Genomic DNA, 19,539 nt, shown 5'->3' with positions numbered 1-19,539 from the left:
GGACTCCCCATGACGTCGTCCCGTGAGGACCGCATCGCGGCGCTGCCCGCCCACCTGCAGGAGGCGCTGCGCCGCCGGATGGCCGGGAAAGCGGCCGGCCGCGCGCCGGAGATCCCGGCCGCCGACCGTTCCGGCCCGCTGCCCCTGTCGTCCGCGCAACGGCGGCTGTGGTTTCTGAGCCGGCTCCGCCCGGACGATCCCGAGTACAACAGCGCGTTCGCCCTGCGGTTGACGGGCGAGCTGGACGTCTCCGCGCTGGCGACGGCGTTGCGGCTGCTGGTGGCTCGGCATGAACCGCTGCGCACGACCTTCGCGGAGGTCGACGGCGAACCCCGGCAGGTCGTTCAGCCGCCGTACGAGGTAGCGCTTCCGGTGGTGGATGCCGCGCCGGAGGACCTCGACGCGGTGCTGAAGGCGGAGTATTCCCGGCCGTTCGACCTCTCGCACGGGCCGGTGCTGCGTGCGGTGCTCGTCCGCCTCGGCCGGGCTGAACACGTGCTGCTGGTGTGCGTGCACCACATCGCCACCGACGGCGCGTCGATGGGCGTGCTGACCGAAGAACTCGGCCTCCTCTACCGCGACGGCGAGCGCGCGCAGCTGCCGCCGCAGCCGTTGCAGTACGCGGATTTCGCGGTCTGGCAGCACGATCGGCCGACCCGCGCGGCCGGGCTGGAGCACTGGACCCGGCAGCTGGCCGGCGTGTCCCCGCTCGACCTGCCGACCGACCGGCCGCGCCCGGCCGCCCGCGGCAGCGCAGGCGCGGTCCGCGAGTTCGGGGTTCCCGCCGACGTGGCGCGCAGGCTCGCCGAACTGGCGCGGACCTCGGAAACCACGCTGTTCACCGTGCTGCTCGCGGCCTGCCAGGCGTTGTTCGCGCGCTACACCGGGCAGGAGGACATCGCGCTCGGCACGGTCGTGTCCGGGCGAGACCGGCCGGAGCTGGAGCGGGTGGTCGGGTTCTTCGTCAACACCGTCGTCCTGCGCTCGGAGGTCGACCGGTCGGCTTCGTTCGCCGACCACCTGATCGCTGCCCGGCAGACCGTCCTGGACGCCTTCGCGCACGACGACGTCCCGTTCGAGGAAGTGGTCGACGCCGTGCACGCGGGCCGCGATCCCGGCCGCAACCCGCTGTTCGACGTCATGGTCCTGCTGCACAACGCCGCCGGGACCGGGCCGGTGTTCCCCGGGCTGGCCGCCGAACCGGCCGGGGTCGCGCGGGATTCCGCCACCTTCGACCTCACCGTCGAGTTCGAGGAATCCGGCGGCAGGCTGGCAGGGCTCGTGGAGTACAGCACCGAGCTGTTCGAGGTCGGGACGATCGACCGGCTGATCGCGCACCTGCTGCGGCTGCTGGCCGGGATCGCCGCGGACCCGGGCCGCCGGATCGCGGACCTGCCGCTGGCCACCGAGACCGAGGAAGCCCGGCTGCTCGGCTGGCGCGGCCCGGTGCTCGACGTCGCCGACGTTGCGGACGGCACGATCGTCGACCTCCTCGACCACCAGGCCCGGACGCAGCCGACCGCGACCGCGCTGGTCTGCGGCGACGTCCGGCTGAGCTTCGCCGAACTCGCCGCCCGCACCGACGTGCTCGCCGCGGATCTCGCCGCGCGCGGCGCGGGGCCGGAGCGCGTGGTGGCGGTGCTGCTGCCGCGCTCGGCGGACGCGATCGTCGCGTTGTTCGCCGTGCTCAAGGCGGGGGCGGTGCACCAGTCGATCGATCCCGGCCTTCCCGCCGAGCGGATCGAGACGCTGCTGGCCGACACGCGGCCGGCGGTGGTGCTGGACCGCCTCGGCGGCTTCACCGACCGGCCGCGCCCGCCCGCGCCCCGGCCCTCGGACGCCGCCTACGTCATCCACACGTCCGGTTCGACCGGCACTCCCAAGGGGGTCGTGGTCGAGCACGCGGCTTTGGCCAACCTGCTGGCCAACCACCGGGCTGTCTTCGGCCGGGAACGCCTGCGGGTGGCGCTGACCGCGTCGCTCTCGTTCGACACGTCGTGGGAAGGGCCGCTGCTGCTGGCCGACGGCCACGAACTGCACCTGATCAGCGACGAAATCCGGCTCGACCCGGACGCGCTGACCCGCTACGTCCGCGAGGAACGGATCGGCTTCCTCGACGTGACCCCGTCCTATCTGCGGCAATTGCTGCCCGCCGGGCTGCTCGAGGGGCAGCAGCGGCCGAGCTTCCTGATGGTCGGCGGCGAGGCCATCGGGCCGGGCCTGTGGCGCGAACTGGCCGCGTCCGGGGTGGCCGCCGGGAACTACTACGGCCCGACCGAGTCCACTGTGGACGCCACGTGGGCCCCGGTGGCCGGGAACCGGCCGTCGATCGGCCGTCCGCTGGGGAATGTCGGCGCGTACGTGCTCGACGACCGGCTCCGGCTCGTCCCGGCCGGGGTCCCGGGCGAACTCTGCCTCGCCGGAGCCCAGCTCGCGCGCGGCTACCTCGGCCGGCCGGGGCTGACCGCCGACCGGTTCGTGGCGAATCCCTTCGGCGCGCCCGGAACCCGGCTCTACCGGACCGGCGACCGCGCCCGCTGGACCGCCGACGGCAGGCTGGAACACCTCGGCCGCACCGACGACCAGGTCAAGGTCCGCGGCTTCCGGATCGAGCCCGGCGAGGTCGAGGCCGCGCTGCGCGCCCAGCCGGACGTGGTCGACGCCGCTGTCGACGCACGGGACGGACGCCTCGTCGCCTACCTGGTCGGCGATGCCGAACCCGCCGGGCTGCGCGCCGCGCTGACCCGGTCGCTGCCTGCCCATCTGGTGCCGTCCGCGTTCGTCCACCTCGACCGGCTTCCGCTGACGAGGCACGGAAAACTGGACCGCCGGGCGCTGCCGGAACCGGAAATCTCCGCGGCCGCGCAGTACGTCGCGCCGCGAGACGAACGCGAACGGCTCGTGACCGGCGTCTGGGCCGAAGTGCTCGGCCTGGAACGAGTCGGCGTCGAGGACGACTTCTTCGCGCTCGGCGGCGATTCGCTGCTCGGCATCCGGGTGGTCGCGCGGCTGCGGGCGGAGCTGGGCGCCGACGTCCCCGCGCGGCTGGTTTTCACCGCGCCGACCCCGGCGTTGCTGGCCGCGCAGCTGCCCGCCGCGTCCGCACCGCAGGAGGCGATCCCGGTCCTGCCGCGCGGCGACGGCCCGTTCCAAGCGCCGCTTTCCTTTGCCCAGCAACGGCTCTGGTTCCTCGACGAGTTCGACCCGGGCAGCACCGAATACGTCTCGCCGACCGCGCTGCGGCTGCGCGGCGAGCTGGACGTGCCCGCGCTGAACCAGGCCCTCACCGCGCTGGTGGCCCGGCACGAATCGCTGCGCACGACCTTCGCCACGGTCGACGGGCGCGGCGGACAGATCGTTCACCCGCCGTACGCGGTCGACCTCCAGCCGGTCGACGGCGACCTGGCCTCGGCGCTGGCCGCCGCGACCGGCCCGGTCGACCTGCACACCGGTCCGCTGCTGCGCGCCGCGCTCACCCGCCTCGGTCCCGACGACCACGTCCTCACGCTGGTGCTGCACCACATCGTCACCGACGGCTGGTCCTCCGGCGTGCTGCTGAGCGAACTCGCCGCCTGCTACGCCGCGTTCACCCGCGGCGAGGATCCCGGGCTGCCGCCGTTGCCGGTGCAGTACGCCGATTACGCGGTCTGGCAACGCAACCGCACCGATTTCGACGGCCAGCTCAGCTACTGGCGGCACCGCCTCGCCGGACTCGAACCGCTCGAACTGCCGACCGACCGGCCCCGTCCGGCGGTCCGCACGAAGAACGGCGCGCTGCACGAGTTCAGCGTCCCGGTCGGCACCACCGCGCGGCTGGCCGAACTGTCCCGGCAGCAGGGCAGCACGCTCTTCATGACCCTGCTCGCCGCCTGCCAGGTGCTGTTCGCGCGGTGGTCCGGACAGGACGACGTCGCGGTCGGCACCGTCGTGTCCGGCCGCGAGCGCACCGAACTGGAAGGCATGATCGGCTTCTTCGCCAACACCCTCGTCCTGCGGTCCACAGTGGACTTGAACCGCGGCTTCGCCGATTTCCTCGGCGAAGTCCGCGACACCGTGCTCGACGCCTTCGCGCACCAGGACGTCCCGTTCGACCGCGTCGTGGACGACGTCCAGCCCGAACGCGACCCCAGCCGCACCCCGTTGTGCCAGGTCATGGTCGTGCTGCACAACACGCCGGACGCCCGGCCCGCGCTGCCCGGGCTCGCCGTCGAGGAGGTCGCGCCGCCGATCGTGACCGCCGGATTCGACCTGGCGCTCCACTTCCAGCAGACCGCCGGGCGGCTCGACGCGGTGGTCAACTACAACACCGACCTCTTCGCCGCGGCCACGATCGAGCGGCTGAGCGACTGGCTGCGGATCCTGCTGGCCGGGATCGCGGCGACTCCGCGGCAGCCGCTCGGCCGGCTGCCGTGGATCACCGCCGACGAGCGCGACCGCGTCCTGCGCGAGTGGAACCCGGCCGCCGTCGCGGCCCCTGAGCCGACACTGCACCGGCTGTTCGCCGCGCAAGCCGCCCGCACGCCGCACGCCGTCGCGGTGACCTGTGAAGGCGTCGAACTGACCTACCGCGAACTGGATCGGCGGGCGAACCGCTTGGCGCACCGGCTCCTCGGAGAAGGGGCCGGGCCGGAACGCCTGGTAGCCCTGCGGTTGCCCCGTTCGGCGGACCTGGTCGTCGCGATCCTCGCCGTGCTGAAAACCGGCGCGGGTTACCTGCCGATCGACCCGGACTACCCGGCCGCACGCATCGACGCGATGCTCGCCGACGCGCGGCCAGTGTGCGTCGTGGACACCGTTACGGCGGACGGCCAGCCGGACACTGATCCGGGCGTGCGAGTCCGGCCGGAGAACACCGCGTACGTCATCTACACCTCCGGCTCCACCGGCGTGCCCAAGGGCGTGCTCGTCCCGCACGCGAACGTGACCCGGCTGTTCTCCTCGACCGAGCACTGGTTCGGCTTCGGCGACCAGGACGTCTGGACGCTCTTCCACTCCTACGCGTTCGACTTCTCGGTGTGGGAGCTGTGGGGCGCGCTGCTGCACGGCGGCCGCTTGGTGGTGGTCCCCTCGGACACGGTCCGCTCGCCGGAGGAGTTCCTGACCCTGCTGGCCGACCAGCGGGTGACCGTGCTCAACCAGACGCCGTCGGCGTTCTACCGGCTCGGCTCGCTGCCGTCGCCGCCGTTGAGCCTGCGGTACGTGATTTTCGGCGGCGAGGCCCTGGATCCGGCGCGCCTGGAAGACTGGCGACGGCGGCATCCGGACGGGCCGCGGCTGATCAACATGTACGGGATCACCGAGACCACCGTGCACGTCACGCATCGGGTGCTGGACGATCGCGCGACCGTCGGCGTGCCGATTCCGGACCTGCGCGCTTACGTCCTGGACGCGTGCCTCGAACCGGTGCCGCCCGGCGTCACCGGGGAGCTTTACGTCGCCGGTGCCGGGCTGGCGCGCGGCTATCTGAACCGGCCGGGGCTGACCGCGTCCCGGTTCGTCGCGGATCCGTTCGGCGAGCCGGGCACCCGGATGTACCGCACCGGCGACCTGCTGTGCTGGACCGCGGACGGCGAACTCGCCTACCGCGGCCGGGCCGACCACCAGGTCAAGATCCGCGGGTTCCGGATCGAGCTGGGCGAGGTCGAGGCGGCGCTGTCCGCGCACCCGGACGTGACCGGAGCGGTGGCGGTCGCGCACGGCGCCGGGGACGCCCGGCGGCTGGTCGCGTACCTGACCGGGACCGTGCCCGGAACGACGGCGCTGCGCGAATTCCTCGCCCGCTCGCTGCCCGCGCACATGATTCCCGCGGTGTTCGTCGCGCTGGACGAGCTGCCGCTCACCGCGAACGGGAAGCTCGACCGCCGAGCGCTGCCCGCACCGGGCGCGCGGGCCGAAAACCGCTATGTGGCCCCGAGGACCGAGATCGAGACCGTTCTCGCCGAGGTCTGGTCGGCGGTGCTCGGCGTGGAGCAGGTCGGCGTCGAGGACAACTTCTTCGGCCTCGGCGGCGACTCGATCCTCAGCATCCAGGTCGTGTCCCGCGCCCGCCAAGCCGGATTGGCGGTGTCGTCGAAGGATCTTTTCCAGCACCAGACCATCGCCGAGCTGGGCCGGGTCGTCACCGCGGGCGGGCCGGTCGCGCCGGCGCCGGAGCGGAGCGGGCCCGCGCCGCTCGGGCCGATCCAATCCTGGCTGTTCGAGCACCTGGCCGAACCGTGGCGGCTGACCATGTCCGTCCACCTTGTACTGTCCTCAGTGGACGTAACGCGGCTGACCGCCGCGATCGCCGACGTGACCGCTCATCATCCCGCGCTGCGGATGCGGTTCTCCCAAGCGGACGGGAACTGGCAGCAGGAACCGGCCGCGACGGAATCGGCGGATCTCCTGCGGCACGCCGATCTGTCCGAAGTGGACGACGTGGTCGCGGCGATGCACGAGGAGGCGGTGCGCGCACAGACCTCGTTGGACCTCGGCACCGGCCCGGTGTGGCGCGCGGTCCTGTTCACCTTCCGGGACCGCTCGCCGCAGCTGTTCCTCACCGCGCACCACCTGGTCATGGACGGCGTGTCCTGGCGCGTCCTGCTGGGCGACCTCGAACGCGCCTACCGGGGCGAAGCGCTGGAACCGGTGGGCAGTTCGTTCACCCACTGGGCGCGGACGCTCGCCGACCACGTCCGTTCCGGCGGGTTGGACGGCGAAGCGGAGTACTGGGGCAGCGTGCTGCGCGGTGTCGAGACCGCGCTCCCGGTCGACCGCGATGGGCGCAACACCGCGGAGTCGGCGCGCTCGGTGTCGGTTTTCCTCGGCCGGGCGGAGACTTCCGCTCTGTTGCAGGACGTCCCCGGCGCGTACCGGACCGAGGTCAACGACGTCCTCCTGAGCGCCCTCGCCCGCGTGCTGGCGCGCTGGACCGGCCGGTCCCAGGTCGTGCTCGAGATGGAAGGCCACGGCCGCGAGGACCTCGCCGCGCCGCTCGACCTGTCCCGGACGATCGGCTGGTTCACCGCGCAGTACCCGGTCGCGTTGACCGTGCCCGGCGAAGGCTGGGGCGAGATCCTCAAGTCGGTCAAGGAACAACTGCGCGCCATCCCGAACAAGGGCGTCGGCTACGAAGCGCTGCGCTACTTGACCGAATCCCCGCTGCGGAACGACCCGACCCCGCGGATCTCGTTCAACTACCACGGCCGCTGGGACGTCGGAACCGCCGAGGACGGGCTTTACCAGGGCCGCGGCGAAAGCCTCGGCCACGATTCCGCGCCGGACGGCATCCGCCCGTACCTGCTGGACGTCGTCGGCGTGGTCGAATCCGGCGCACTGCACCTGACCTGGGAATACTCCGCCGAGGTGCACGACGAGGCGACCGTCCGCGGCCTCGCCGAGGCGACCGTCGAGGCGCTGCGGGAAATCATCGCGCACTGCGCGGAGGCGGGCGGCCGCACGCCGTCGGACTTCCCGCTCGCCCGGCTCGACCAGGCGGCGGTGGACCGGCTGGCCGGCGACGGCCGCGAGGTCGAGGACATCTACCCGCTGACCGCGCTGCAGGCGGGCATGGTGTTCCACAGCCTGGTCGACACCGGGTCGAGCGCGTACTTCGACCAGTTCCGGCTGCGGCTGGCCGGAGTCCGGGACCCGCGCGCGCTGGCCGAGGCCTGGCAGCGGGTGGCGGACCGGACGCCGATCCTGCGCAGCAGCACGGTGTGGGACGGCGTGGACGAGCCGGTGCAGCGCGTCCATCGCGGCGTGCGGGTGCCGGTCGGGCAGCACGACTGGCGCGGTCTCTCGCCGGAGGACCAGCGGGCCGAGCTGGCGAAACTGCTCGAAGCCGATCTGGCCGCGGGCATGGACCTGACGACCCCGCCGTTGATGCGCCTGGAAATCGCCCGGGTCGCCGACGACGAGGTGCAGCTGCTGTGGACCTCGCACCACGTCCTGCTGGACGGCTGGAGCACCGCCCAGGTCTTCGCCGAGGTCTGCGAGCAGTACACGGCGATCGTCGAAGGCACGCCGGCGAAGCTGACGCCGCGGCGGCCGTTCCGCGACTACCTCGCCTGGCTGTCCGAACAGGACCGGACGGCGGCGGAGGAGCACTGGCGCGACGTGCTCGACGGCTTCGCCGCGCCGACGCCGCTGCCGTACGACCGCCGTCCCACGGAGGCGCACCGAGCGGAATCCGGGGCGACGGTGCTGGTCGAACTGTCCGAAGAGGAATCAGCGGCCCTGCGCGAAATGGCGAGAACCGCCGCGCTGACGGTCAATTCGGTGGTGCAGGGAGCGTGGGCGCTGCTGCTCGCGCGCTACAGCGGCGAGCCGGACGTCCTGTTCGGCACCACGGTGTCCGGACGGCCGCCCGAACTGCCCGGCGTCGAAGCGATGATCGGGATGTTCATCAACACCGTGCCGACGCGGGTGGAAGTCCGAAATGGACAGTCGGCGGCGGAATGGCTGCGCGCGATCCAGGCCGGGCAAGCGGAGGCGCGCCGGTACGACTTCCTGGCGCTTTCCCAGCTGCAGACCTTCACCGGGGTGCCAGCTGGTGCGTCGTTGTTCGACAGCGTGGTGGTTTTCGAGAACTACCCGATCGAAGACAGCGGACAGGACGGCGTCCGGGTGCTGGACGTGGAATCGCTCGACACCACCAGCTATCCGCTGAACCTGACCGCTTATCTCCACGACCGGCTCGGGCTCGAACTCTCCTACGACCCGAAGCTCTTCGACGCGTCGACCGCGCAACGGCTGGCCGGACACCTCGCTCAGCTGGTGCGTGCGATCGCCGAAGACCCGTCGCGGCGTGTCGGCTCGCTGTCGCCGCTCACTGCCGACGAACGCGACCAGGTGCTGGCTCTGGGGCAAGGCGAGACCGCCGACCTCCCGGCGGAGACGGTCCTGGAGGTCTTCGACGCGACCGTCGCGCGGAGGCCGCACGAGACCGCGTTGGTCTTCCACGACACCGTCCTGGACTTCGCGGAGGTCGACGCCCGCGCCACGCAGCTGGCGGAGGAACTCATCGAACGGGGTGCCGGGCCGGAGCGAGTGGTGGCCGTCATGCTGCCGCGTTCGGCCGAAGCTGTGATCGCAGTCCTGGCGATTTTCAAAGCGGGCGCGGTGTATCTGCCGATCGACCCGGACCTGCCGGAGGAGCGCGTCCGCTTCCTGCTGGACGACGCGCGCCCGGTGGTCGTGCTGGGCAGGCCGGACGAGAGCTATGCGCCGCCAGCACCGGTGTCGAAGCGGCCGGACGCGGACACCGCCGCGTACGTCATCTACACCTCGGGCTCGACCGGCACGCCGAAGGGCGTCGTCGTGGAGCACCGCGCGCTGGTGAACCTGCTGGTCGCGCACCGCGCGGTCTTCCTCGACCGCGGCCGGGAGCGGGCGGCGCTCACCGCGTCGCTGGCCTTCGACGCGTCCTGGGAACCGCTGCTGGCCATGATCGACGGCCACGAGCTGCACGTACTGGACGACGACACCCGCCTCGACCCGCGCGCTCTCGTCCGCGCCGTCCGCGCGCACGGGCTCAACCTGCTCGACCTCACCCCGGCCTACCTCCAGCAGCTGCTGGACGCCGGGCTGGCGACCGGCGAAGTGCGGCCGCGCACGGTGATCACCGGCGGCGAGGCGGCCACCGAAACGCTGTGGCGGCAGCTGGCCGCCGCGGACGTCACCGGCCACAACTACTACGGGCCCACCGAAGCGACCGTCGACTCGATCCACGCGCCGGTGGTCGGGGAGCAGCCGCTGATCGGCCGTCCGCTGGCCAACTTCCGCGCGTACGTCCTCGGCGACACCGGCGAACCCGTGCCGCCCGGCCTGCCCGGCGAGCTGTTCCTCGCCGGACCGCAGCTCGCGCGCGGCTACCTCGGCCGGCCGGGGCTGACCGCGGACCGGTTCGTCGCGGACCCGTTCGGTCCGCCGGGGGAGCGGATGTACCGCACCGGCGACCAGGTCCGCTGGACCGCCGAGGGCTCGCTCGACTACCTCGGCCGCGTCGACGACCAGGTCAAGATCCGCGGGTTCCGGGTCGAACCGGGGGAGATCGAGACGGTGCTGCGGCGGCATCCGGCGATCGCCGACGTCACCGTCGTCGCCCGCGAAGGCCGCCTGGTCGCGTATGTCGTCGGCGAAGCGCGGGGCTTGCGCGAGTGGACCCGCGAACGGCTGCCGGAGCACCTGGTCCCGTCGGCGTTCGTGTCCCTGGAGGCGCTCCCGCTCAACCGCAACGGCAAGCTCGACCGGCGCGCCCTGCCCGCCCCCGGCCGCGCCGGGACCGCCGAGTACGTCGCGCCGCGGACGGCCGCCGAACAGCGGCTCGCCGCGATCTGGGCGGACGTGCTCGGAATCGACCGCGTGGGTGCCGGCGACAATTTCTTCGAACTCGGCGGCGATTCGATCCTCAGCATGCGGCTCACGTCTCGGGTGCGGGCCGAATTCGGCGTCGAGGTGTCGCCGCGGATGCTGTTCTCCGCACCGACGCTGAGCCAGTTCGCCGCGGAACTGCCTGCGCGGCAAGCTGATCGGGAAGCGATCCCGGTGGTTCCGCGCGACGGCGGGCTGCCGTTGTCGTTCGCCCAGCAGCGATTGTGGTTCCTGGACGAATTCGAGCCCGGCGGCACGGAATACCTTTCCCCGACCGCTTTGCGGTTGCGCGGCGAACTCGATGTCGACGCCTTGCGGCGAGCGCTGAACACGGTCGTCGCAAGGCACGAATCGCTCCGCACCACCTTCGACGCGATCGAGGGCCGCGCCGTCCAATTCGTCCACGAGCCCGCGCCGGTCGACCTCCCGGTGGCGGACTTCGACGAGGAAACCCTGGTGCGCGAAGCACGCCGGCCGTTCGACCTGCGCACCGGACCGCTGCTGCGCGCCCGGTTGTTCCGCGAGGAGCCGGGCGACCACGTCCTGCTGCTGGTGCTGCACCACATCGTCACCGACGGCTGGTCGGCCGGGGTGCTGGCCGCGGAACTGGAGACCTGCTACTCCGCCTACGTCCGCGGCGAGGAGCCCCGGCTGCCCGAACTGCCGGTGCAGTACGCGGATTTCGCCGCCTGGCAACGGGATTTCCTCGACAGCCCCGACCTCGAAGAGCAGCTCGACCACTGGCGGGACCGCCTCGCCGGGCTCGCGCCGCTCGAGCTGCCCACCGACCGGCCGCGGCCCGCGGTCCGCACGAACGAGGGCGAGTGGTTCGGCTTCGCCGTTCCCGCCGAGGTCGCGGCGAACCTCCGCGCGCTCGCGGGCGCGCAGCACGGCACCCTGTTCATGACGCTGGTCGCGGCTTTCCAGGTCGTGCTGTCGCGGTGGTGCGGTCAGGAGGACGTCGCGGTCGGCACGGTCGCCGCCGGACGGGAGCGGGCCGAACTGGAACGCCTGATCGGCTTCTTCGTCAACACGCTGGTTCTGCGGTCCACAGTGGACTCGCGCGGCTCGTTCCGGGAATTCCTCGGCGAGGTGCGCGACACCGTGCTCGACGCGTTCGCCCACCAGGACGTGCCGTTCGAACGCGTGGTGGACGCCGCCCAGCCGGTGCGCGACCCGAGCCGGACGCCGCTGTTCCAGGCCATGGTCGTGCTGCAGAACACCGGCGACCGGCCGGGCGGCGGCGCGCTCGTCGCGGAGGAAGTCGCGCTGCCCGCGACGACCGCGACTTTCGACCTGCTCGTGCAGTTCGAGGAGGACGGCGGATCGCTGCACGCCGCGATCAACTACGCCACCGGCCTGTTCGACGCGACGACGATCGAGCGGTTCGCGAGCCGGTTGCTGACCGCGCTGACCGTTCTCGCCGCTCAGCCGGACCAGCCGATGGCGTCCCTGCCGCTGCTGCCGCAGGCGGAGCTGGACCAGCTGCGGGCCTGGAACGACACCGCCGCACCGGTCCCGGCGGCGTCGCTGGCGCAGTTGTTCGAAGCCCAGGTCGCGCGGACGCCGGACGCTCCGGCGCTGGTCTCCGCGGCCGGGGAAGTCACTTTCGCCGAGCTGAACGCGCGGGCGAATCAGCTGGCCCGGCTGCTGATCGAGCGGGGCGCCGCGACGGAGCGGATCGTCGCCGTCCGGCTGCCGCGCTCGCCCGCGCTCGTCCTCGCGGAACTGGCGGTGGCGAAGACCGGGGCCGCGTTCCTCCCGGTCGACCCGGGCTATCCGGCCGAGCGCATCGAGTTCATGCTCCGCGACGCCGGCCCGGTCTTCGTCGTGGACGGCGAACTCGACGCCGGGCAGTACGCGGAAACGAACCTGGACGTCCCCGCCGACCCGGACCAACCGGCGTACGTGATCTACACGTCCGGTTCGACCGGCCGCCCCAAGGGCGTGGTGGTGCCGAACGCCGGCCTGGCTTCGTTCTCCGCCGCCGAGATCGAGCATTTCCAGGTCCGGCCGGGCGACCGGGTGCTGGCGTTCAGCTCGCCCAGCTTCGACGCCTCGGTGCTGGAACTCTGCCTGTCGCTGCCCGCCGGTGCCGCGCTCGTCGTGCCGCCGGAGGGTCCGCTGCTCGGCGCGCAGCTGGCCGAAGTGCTGGCGGCGCAACGGATCACGCACGCGCTCTTCCCGCCGGTCGCGCTGGCGACAGTGCCCGACGTGCCGCTGCCGGACCTGCGCACCGTCGTGGTCGGCGGGGACGTCTGCCCGGCCGAGCTGGTCTCCCGCTGGGCACCGGGGCGGCGGATGATCAACGCGTACGGGCCCACCGAGACCACCGTGGTGACCTCGTGGAGCGAACCGCTGGCGCCCGGCGGGACGGTGCCGATCGGCAGACCGATCCGGAACACCGAGGTGCACGTGCTCGACGCCGGCCTGCGCGAGGTGCCGATCGGGTCGGCGGGGGAGCTGTATGTCCGCAGCATCGGCCTGGCGCGCGGCTACCTGTCCCGGCCCGGCCTCACCGCCGACCGGTTCGTCGCGGATCCGTTCGGCCCGCCCGGATCGCGGATGTACCGCACCGGCGACGTCGTCCGGCAGCTCGCTTCGGGCGAGCTGGAGTTCGCCGGGCGGGCGGACGACCAGGTCAAGATCCGCGGGTTCCGCGTCGAACTCGGCGAGATCGAGGCGGCCCTGCGGCGGCATCCCGCGGTTCGCGAGGCGGTGGTGGTGGCCCGGGAGGACGGCGGCCACAAGCGGCTGGTCGCCTACGTCGTCGGCGAAACGGCTCAGCTGCGCGCTTTCCTCGGCGAGACGCTGCCGGACTACCTGATCCCGTCCGTGTTCGTGCCGCTCGATTCGGTGCCGGTGAGCCCCAACGGGAAGATCGACCGCGCCGCGCTGCCCGCCCCGGACCTGTCCGCGCTGCAGACCGCCGAATACGTCGCCCCGGGCACGGACCTGGAAGAACTGCTGGCGAACGTCTGGGCGGAGGTGCTCGGGGTTCCGCGGGTCGGCGCCGCGGACAACTTCTTCGAACTCGGCGGGGATTCGCTGCTCAGCATCCAGGTCGTGCACCGCGCGCGGCAGGCCGGGCTGGCGATGCGGTCGAAGGACCTGTTCACCCACCAGACGGTCGCCGAGCTGGCCCGGGTGGTCCAGCCCGCCGATTCGGCCGAGGACGATCGCGAAGCCGTGGTCGGGGCCGTTCCGCTGACGCCGATCCAGCGCTGGTTCCTCGACGCCTCGCCGGCGAACCCCGCGCACTTCAACCAGTCCGTGCTGATCGAGCTGAACGGCCCGGTCGACGAGGAAGTGCTGCGCCAGGCCGTCGATGCGCTGGTGGCGCACCACGACGCGCTGCGCCTGCGCTTCGAGCGGACCGCCGGCGGATGGGTCCAGCACAACGACCCGGTCGCCCCCGGTTCTGTTCTCCGCCGAGTGTCCACTGTGGATCTGGAGCGGGCGGCGGACGCCGCCCAGGCGAGTTTCGACCTGGCCCGGCCGCCGCACCTGCGGGCGCTGGTGTCGGATTCCGCGGAGAACCCGTGCCTTTTCCTGGTCGCGCACCACCTGGTGGTCGACGCCGTCTCGTGGGGCATCCTGCTGGAAGACCTCGAACGGGCCTACCGGCAGATCGAAGCCGGGGAAAAGCCGGACCTGGGCCCGAAAACGACGTCGTTCCGGGACTGGGCGCACCGCCTGCGTTCCTATGCCGAATCCGGCGCGCTGGACGGGGAACGGGCGCATTGGGCCCGCGCGCTGCCCGGCTGCGAGATCCCGGTGGACCGGACGGGGGCGGCTCCGCAGCCGCAGCAGCTGGTGTCGGTCCGCGTCGGCGAACGGGACACCGACGCCCTGCTGCACCAGGCGCCCGGCGCCTACCGGACGCGGATCAACGACGTCCTGCTGACCGCGCTGGCCTGGACGCTCACCCGCTGGACCGGCGAACCGGCGGTGGCGGTCGACCTCGAAGGCCACGGCCGGGAGGAGATCCTGGACGACGTCGACCTGACCCGCACGGTCGGCTGGTTCACGACGCTGTTCCCGGTCGCGCTGGAGGTCGATCCGGCGGCGAGCTGGCGGAACCTGGTGAAATCGGTCCGCAGGCAGCTGCGCGCGGTGCCGGGCAACGGCTTCGGCCACGGCGTCCTGCGCTGCTTCCGCTTCCCGGACCTCGGCCGGTCCGCGCCGAGGGTCGCGTTCAACTACCTGGGACAAGGCGAGAACACCGGCTCCGGCGACGGCCTGTTCCGGCGCTCGCTCCCGCCGCTGGGCCGGGACCAGGACCCGGCGAACCGGTCGCCGCACGCGCTGGAGGTCGTCGGCGGGGTGCGGGAGGGGCAGCTGGAATTCTCCTGGTACTACCAGCCGGACCAGCACGCCCGGGAGACGGTGGCCGGGGTGGCGGCGGGATTCGCGGACGCACTGCGCGCCATCGCGGCGGACTGCCGGGGTGAGCAGGCGTGACCGGGATTGTCGTGGGCTGCCGCGCAGGGGGGCACGGGTTCGCTGCGGTCGGTTCGGTGGGCACTGCTGCCGTTGTGGGCTGGGCGGCGGGTGGGGTTTGGGGTGGGAGTCGTCGTGCGGGTGGTTATGGGTGCGCGGTGGTCGATTCCGTCGGTGTGGTGGGTGTTGCTGCGGTTGAGGGCCGGGAGGCAGGCGGGGTTGTCGTGGGCCGTTGCGCAGCGGGGCACGGGTTCGCTGCGGTCGGTTCGGTGCGCATTGCTGCTGTTGTGGGCCGGGTGCCGGGCGGGGTTTGTGGCGGGAGTCGTCGTGCATCTGGTTGCGGGTGCGCGGTGGTCGATTCCGTCGGTGTGGTGGGTGTTGCTGCGGTTGAGAGCCGGGTGCCGGGCGGGGTTTGTGGTGGGAGTCGTCGTGCCGCTGGTTGCGGGCTCGCCGCGGCCGATGTCGTGGGTGCGGCGGGAGTTGCTGCCGCTGAAAGCCGAGCGACGAGCCGGACGGTCGGCGGCAACCGAGTGCGGTGCGCGGGTCCGGTGGGCTTTGCCGCTGAGCCGGATGCGCCTGGGGCTCGCGTCGCGGGAGTTGCGGGCGGGCATGCCGGGAGTTGCCGAGCGCGGTGCTCGGGCGAGGTGGGCTTCGCTGCCGAGTTCGAGGCCGCGGCGGCAGGTGTCGCGGGAGTTCGGGGAGGCGGGGCATGAGCGGGATCGCGGGCAATCGCGACTATCGGCTTCTCTGGACGGGGCAGGTCGTGTCCGAGGCCGGGTTCAACACGACCACCATCGCCTTTCCGCTGCTGGTGCTGGCGCTCACCGGGTCGGCGGCGCAGTCCGGGCTCGTGCTCGGGGCGGTCGCGATCAGCCAGCTGGTCGCCGGGCTGCCCGCCGGGGCGTTGGTGGACCGGTGGCCGCGGAAGCGGATCATGCTCGGGTGCGAGGCGGTGCAGGCGGTCGCCGCGGGCGGGCTGGTGCTCGCGTTGCACTGGGGCGTCGCGCAGGTGTGGATGCTGGTGGCGGTCGCCGTCGTGATGGGGTTGAGCCGGGCCTTGTTCGAGCCGGCGGAGGAGGCGAGCCTGCCGAAACTGGTGGCGGAGGAGCAGGTGCCTTCGGCGGTGGCGATGAACGCCGCCCGGACCAGCGCGGGGCAGTTGTCCGGGACCGCGCTCGGCGGGTTTCTCTTCGCGGTGGGGCGGGTGGTTCCGTTCCTCTTCGACGTGGTCGCGCACGTGTTCGCGTTCGTGTCGCTGGTGTTCGTGCGGCTGCCCAAGGAGCCGGAGCGGACGGAGGGCGGGCCGCGGCATCTGGGGCGGGAGATCGTCGAGGGGCTGCGGTGGGTGTGGGGGCGCGCTTCGCTGCGGGTGACGGTTTTGTGCGTGGTCAGTTTGAATTTGTTTTTTTCCGCTTATTATTTGGTGATTATCGTGCTGGCCAGTGAGCGCGGGGTGCCCTCCGGGGAGATTGGCGTGATGGCGGCTATGCTGGGCGCCGGGGGGATCTTGGGGTCGTTGGCCGCGCCTTATCTGCATCGGTGGCTCAGCGCTTACGGGCTGGTGATCGGGGTTTTTTGGGCGTTGACTTTGCTGACTCCGCTGGCCGTGTTCGTTCATAATGGGTATGTGATGGGGGTGTTGTTCGCGGGGATTGCGTTTTTGCCCCCGGGGGCTAATACTGCGATCGCCACCTATCAGTTGTTGTCCACTCCGGATGGGTTGCGGGGGCGGCTTGGCGGGGTGATCGGGGTGACCGGCGGGTTGGCTGCCGCGGCTGGGCCCGCGTTGGGCGGGTGGCTGGTTGAGGCGTTGCCCGCGGTTCCGGCTGTGTTGGTGTGCAGTGGGGCTATTGCGGTGGTTACTTTGTTGACTACGTTCAGCCGGACTTTGCGGGGGTTGCCTGCGGCGGGTCGGGTTCTCGAGGCTTCTCAGTGACGGACGAAAGGGAGATGTGATGGACGACGGTGCCGTTTTTCAGGTTTTGGTCAATGACGAGGAGCAGTATTCGTTGTGGCCCGCGGACAAGGAGGTTCCTGCCGGGTGGCGGCCGGACGGGATGCGGGGGAGCCGGGAGGAGTGCATGAGCCACGTGGACGAGGTGTGGACGGATATGCGGCCTCGTTCTCTTCGGGAGAGGATGGCTGCTGAGTAGGGGTTTGGCTCGTCGCCTGGCGGCGACATTGCCGTCGTCTTGGGTTGCGTGGGGCACCCCGAAGCCCGATTGTGCTGACGGTTCGGGGGTGCTTGTCAAGGCGGGAAAGATGCCTTGACAAGCACCCCCGAACCGCAGGGAGGCTTCGTATCGGGGTGCGGGGGAGGGGCTGGGTGCCTCGCTCGTTGGGTGCCGATGCTGCGGTTTTAGGGCTGGGTGCCTCGCTGTTTGGGTGCAGCGGTTGCGGTTGGGGGCTGGATGCCTCGCTCGTTGGGTGCAGTGGTGCGGTTTTCGGGACGTGAGGGAGCCCTGAGGGAATTGCATTCCCTCAGGGCTCCCTCTTTTTCTGTTACGGCAGGGTCAGTCCGTAGGCGCTCAGTGCGGCTGGGACTGGCTGGAAGAAGGTTTCTCCGCCGGAGTTGCAGTCTCCGCTGCCGCCCGAGGTGAGGCCCAGTGCGGTGGCTCCGTCGAAGAGCGAGCCGCCGCTGTCGCCGGGTTCTGCGCAGACTGTGGTGTCGATCAGGCCGCTTACGCTGCCTTCCTGGTAGTTCACCGTGGCGTCCAGTGCGGTGACCTGGCCGTCGTGCACGCCGGTCGTCGAGCCGCTGCGGGTGACGGTTTCGCCTACTGTCGCGTCGCCTGCCGCGGTGATTTGCTGGCCGGTGTTCACGGCGCTCGGGGCGTCTACGCCGGGGTCGTAGGTGGCGTAGGAGTAGTCCGTGCCCGGGAAGTTTGCGCCGGACGTGCTGGCGATGTGCTGCGAGTTGCCCTGGTCGGCCCACCAGTCGTTGGTGGCCACGCCGCAGTGGCCGGCCGTGAGGATCGCGGCCTGGCCGCCCGAGGTGTGCACGTTGAAGCCCAGCGAGCAGCGCAGGCCCTGGCCCCAGATCGCGTCGCCGCCGCTGATCAGCGGGCGCAGTTCGCCCTTTGTCCGGGCGAAACGGGCCTTGTCGCCGAAGCGGTGCACGGCGGTGGTCACCTGGGCGAGCTTGGCTCCGGTCACCGTCGAGTCGGCGGTGACGAGCACCTGGCCGGTTCGCGGGTCGACGCGCCACGCGGTGCCGGGGACGCTCGCCGTGCGGGCGAGCTCCGCGGTGACCGCTTTCAGTTGCGACGCACGGTATTTCACGAACTTCGGCGTCGCGCCGGCCGCGCGGACCTGGTCGGCGGCAGCCTGGTCGGTGACGGTCACCGTCAGGCTCGAGGTGGCTTTGTCGTAGAACGAGCCCACGGTGCGGTCGCCGAGCGACTTCGCGATGCTGGCGGACATGGCGGTCGCGGCTCTCGCGTTCAGCGGCGCCGCCGAGGGCTGCGCGGCCGCGACGCCCGAGGCGGCGAAAACTGATCCAGCGGCCAGAACCGCCGCGGCGAAGGCGGCGGTGCCGCGTCCGCGTCTTTGACTGAGTGCTGGGATCATGCACATCTCCGTTTCTCGCGAATAGGACGATGGCGCGCCGCGGTCAGCGAATGCGGGCGCAATTCGCAGTTTAGGGACGCCGGGCAATCGCTTATACCCACGAAAGTCGCGAATCCCGTTCGGTTTTGCTGTTCAGTGGCGCCCGCCGTCCGCTGAACGGAAGTCCTTGCCTCATTAGCGGCGCGCTGAACTGCGCGGATGCTGAACCGGAACCGCTTATTCCGCGTTCGGTTCATCCCGGTAATCGAAGTTCGTGCCGCCGCGCACGGTTCGGCTTCCGGCCTTGTCCCTCCTTTCGACGGTGTTCGGACTCCGGCGGCCCTGGGACTCTGTGGTTTCCGTCGCGGGCCCGGCGCCCGCGAAGTCGTCCCCCGGCCGTATCCCGGGCCGAACTCCACTCCCGCGATCGGCGGGAATGGCTGCTATGGAAGGGAAAACGATGCGGAAAATCATGCTGGCGGTGATGGGCGCGGCGGCCCTGCTGTTCGGAGCCGCGGCACCGGCGGTCGCGGCGCAGCCGGCCATCATCGGAGGCGGCGACGCCACCGAAACCTACTCGTTCATGGTGTCCCTGGACAACGGCTGCGGCGGAAGCCTCGTCGCGCCCCAGTGGATCATCACCGCGCACCACTGCGGGTACGCCTCGCAGGCGCGGATCGGTTCCACCGACATCAACTCCGGCGAAGTCGGCCAGATCGACAACGTGATCACCAATCAGGGCACCGATCTCACCATGATGCACCTGAGCCAGCCCGCCCAGTCAGCGCCGGTCGCGATGGCGCAGAGCAACCCGGCGCCGGGAACGGGCGCGCGGCTGCTCGGCTGGGGCTGCACGAGCTGGCCCAACTGCCAGACGCCGCAAACCCTGCAGCAGATCGACCTTCAGGTCCTCGACAGCAGCGCGTGCGCGGAGGGCGGCGGCGGCTCGGGCGACGTCTGCATCTCCGGCGACTACGCGCATTCGGCGTGCCACGGCGATTCGGGCGGCCCGGCGATCGTCGGCACCGCCGGGAACTGGACGCTGGTAGGCGAAACCCACGGCCCCGGCGACAACGGCGGCGAATGCGCCACCACCACGCTCTACACCGGCATCGCCCAGTACCAGTCGTGGATCCAGCAGCAGATCGGAAGCTGACCCCTGCCCCGGAAACCCTCGTGCGGAGAGGAAAAACC

6 protein-coding genes are annotated in these 19,539 nt (G+C 71.6%); 5 read left to right on the top strand and 1 reads right to left on the bottom strand.

Annotation, left to right across the window (positions count from 1 at the left end):
* The first annotated feature begins 9 nt into the window (after window positions 1–9).
* The 3 genes from F9C11_RS31795 to F9C11_RS31785 all read left to right on the top strand — a co-directional run bounded on the left by F9C11_RS31795 (window position 10) and on the right by F9C11_RS31785 (window position 16,949).
* The gene (locus F9C11_RS31795; RefSeq protein ID WP_409181043.1) at window positions 10–14,817 is read left to right on the top strand and encodes a non-ribosomal peptide synthase/polyketide synthase; all 14,808 of its coding nucleotides are present in this window, start codon (window positions 10–12) and stop codon (window positions 14,815–14,817) included.
* Between the two features lie 688 nt (window positions 14,818–15,505).
* Window positions 15,506–16,732: an MFS transporter gene (locus F9C11_RS31790; protein WP_409181042.1), complete on the top strand. Its 1,227-nt coding sequence runs from the start codon at window positions 15,506–15,508 to the stop codon at window positions 16,730–16,732.
* 19 nt (window positions 16,733–16,751) lie between these two features.
* Complete coding sequence (locus F9C11_RS31785; RefSeq protein WP_409181041.1) at window positions 16,752–16,949, top strand: MbtH family protein; 198 nt, start codon at window positions 16,752–16,754, stop codon at window positions 16,947–16,949.
* Window positions 16,950–17,298: 349 nt separating this feature from the next.
* Here the strand turns inward: F9C11_RS31785 and F9C11_RS31780 are convergent, their stop codons facing one another.
* Window positions 17,299–18,219, bottom strand: a complete 921-nt coding sequence (locus tag F9C11_RS31780) for a S1 family peptidase (RefSeq protein WP_409181040.1) — start codon at window positions 18,217–18,219, stop codon at window positions 17,299–17,301.
* Here F9C11_RS31780 and F9C11_RS31775 point away from each other — a divergent pair.
* Entirely contained in the window at window positions 18,218–18,349 is a 132-nt protein-coding gene (locus F9C11_RS31775) for a hypothetical protein (protein WP_409181039.1), read from the top strand. The two genes, F9C11_RS31780 and F9C11_RS31775, sit on opposite strands and share 2 nt — an antisense overlap.
* 456 nt (window positions 18,350–18,805) lie before the next feature.
* Window positions 18,806–19,501: a S1 family peptidase gene (locus F9C11_RS31770; protein ID WP_409181038.1), complete on the top strand. Its 696-nt coding sequence runs from the start codon at window positions 18,806–18,808 to the stop codon at window positions 19,499–19,501.
* The last annotated feature ends 38 nt before the right edge of the window (window positions 19,502–19,539 follow it).

The sequence above is a fragment of the Amycolatopsis sp. VS8301801F10 genome, assembly GCF_046195355.1.
Classification (GTDB): domain Bacteria; phylum Actinomycetota; class Actinomycetes; order Mycobacteriales; family Pseudonocardiaceae; genus Amycolatopsis.
Note: the sequence above shows the minus strand (reverse complement) of the source record. Positions and strands in the feature narration are given on the sequence as shown.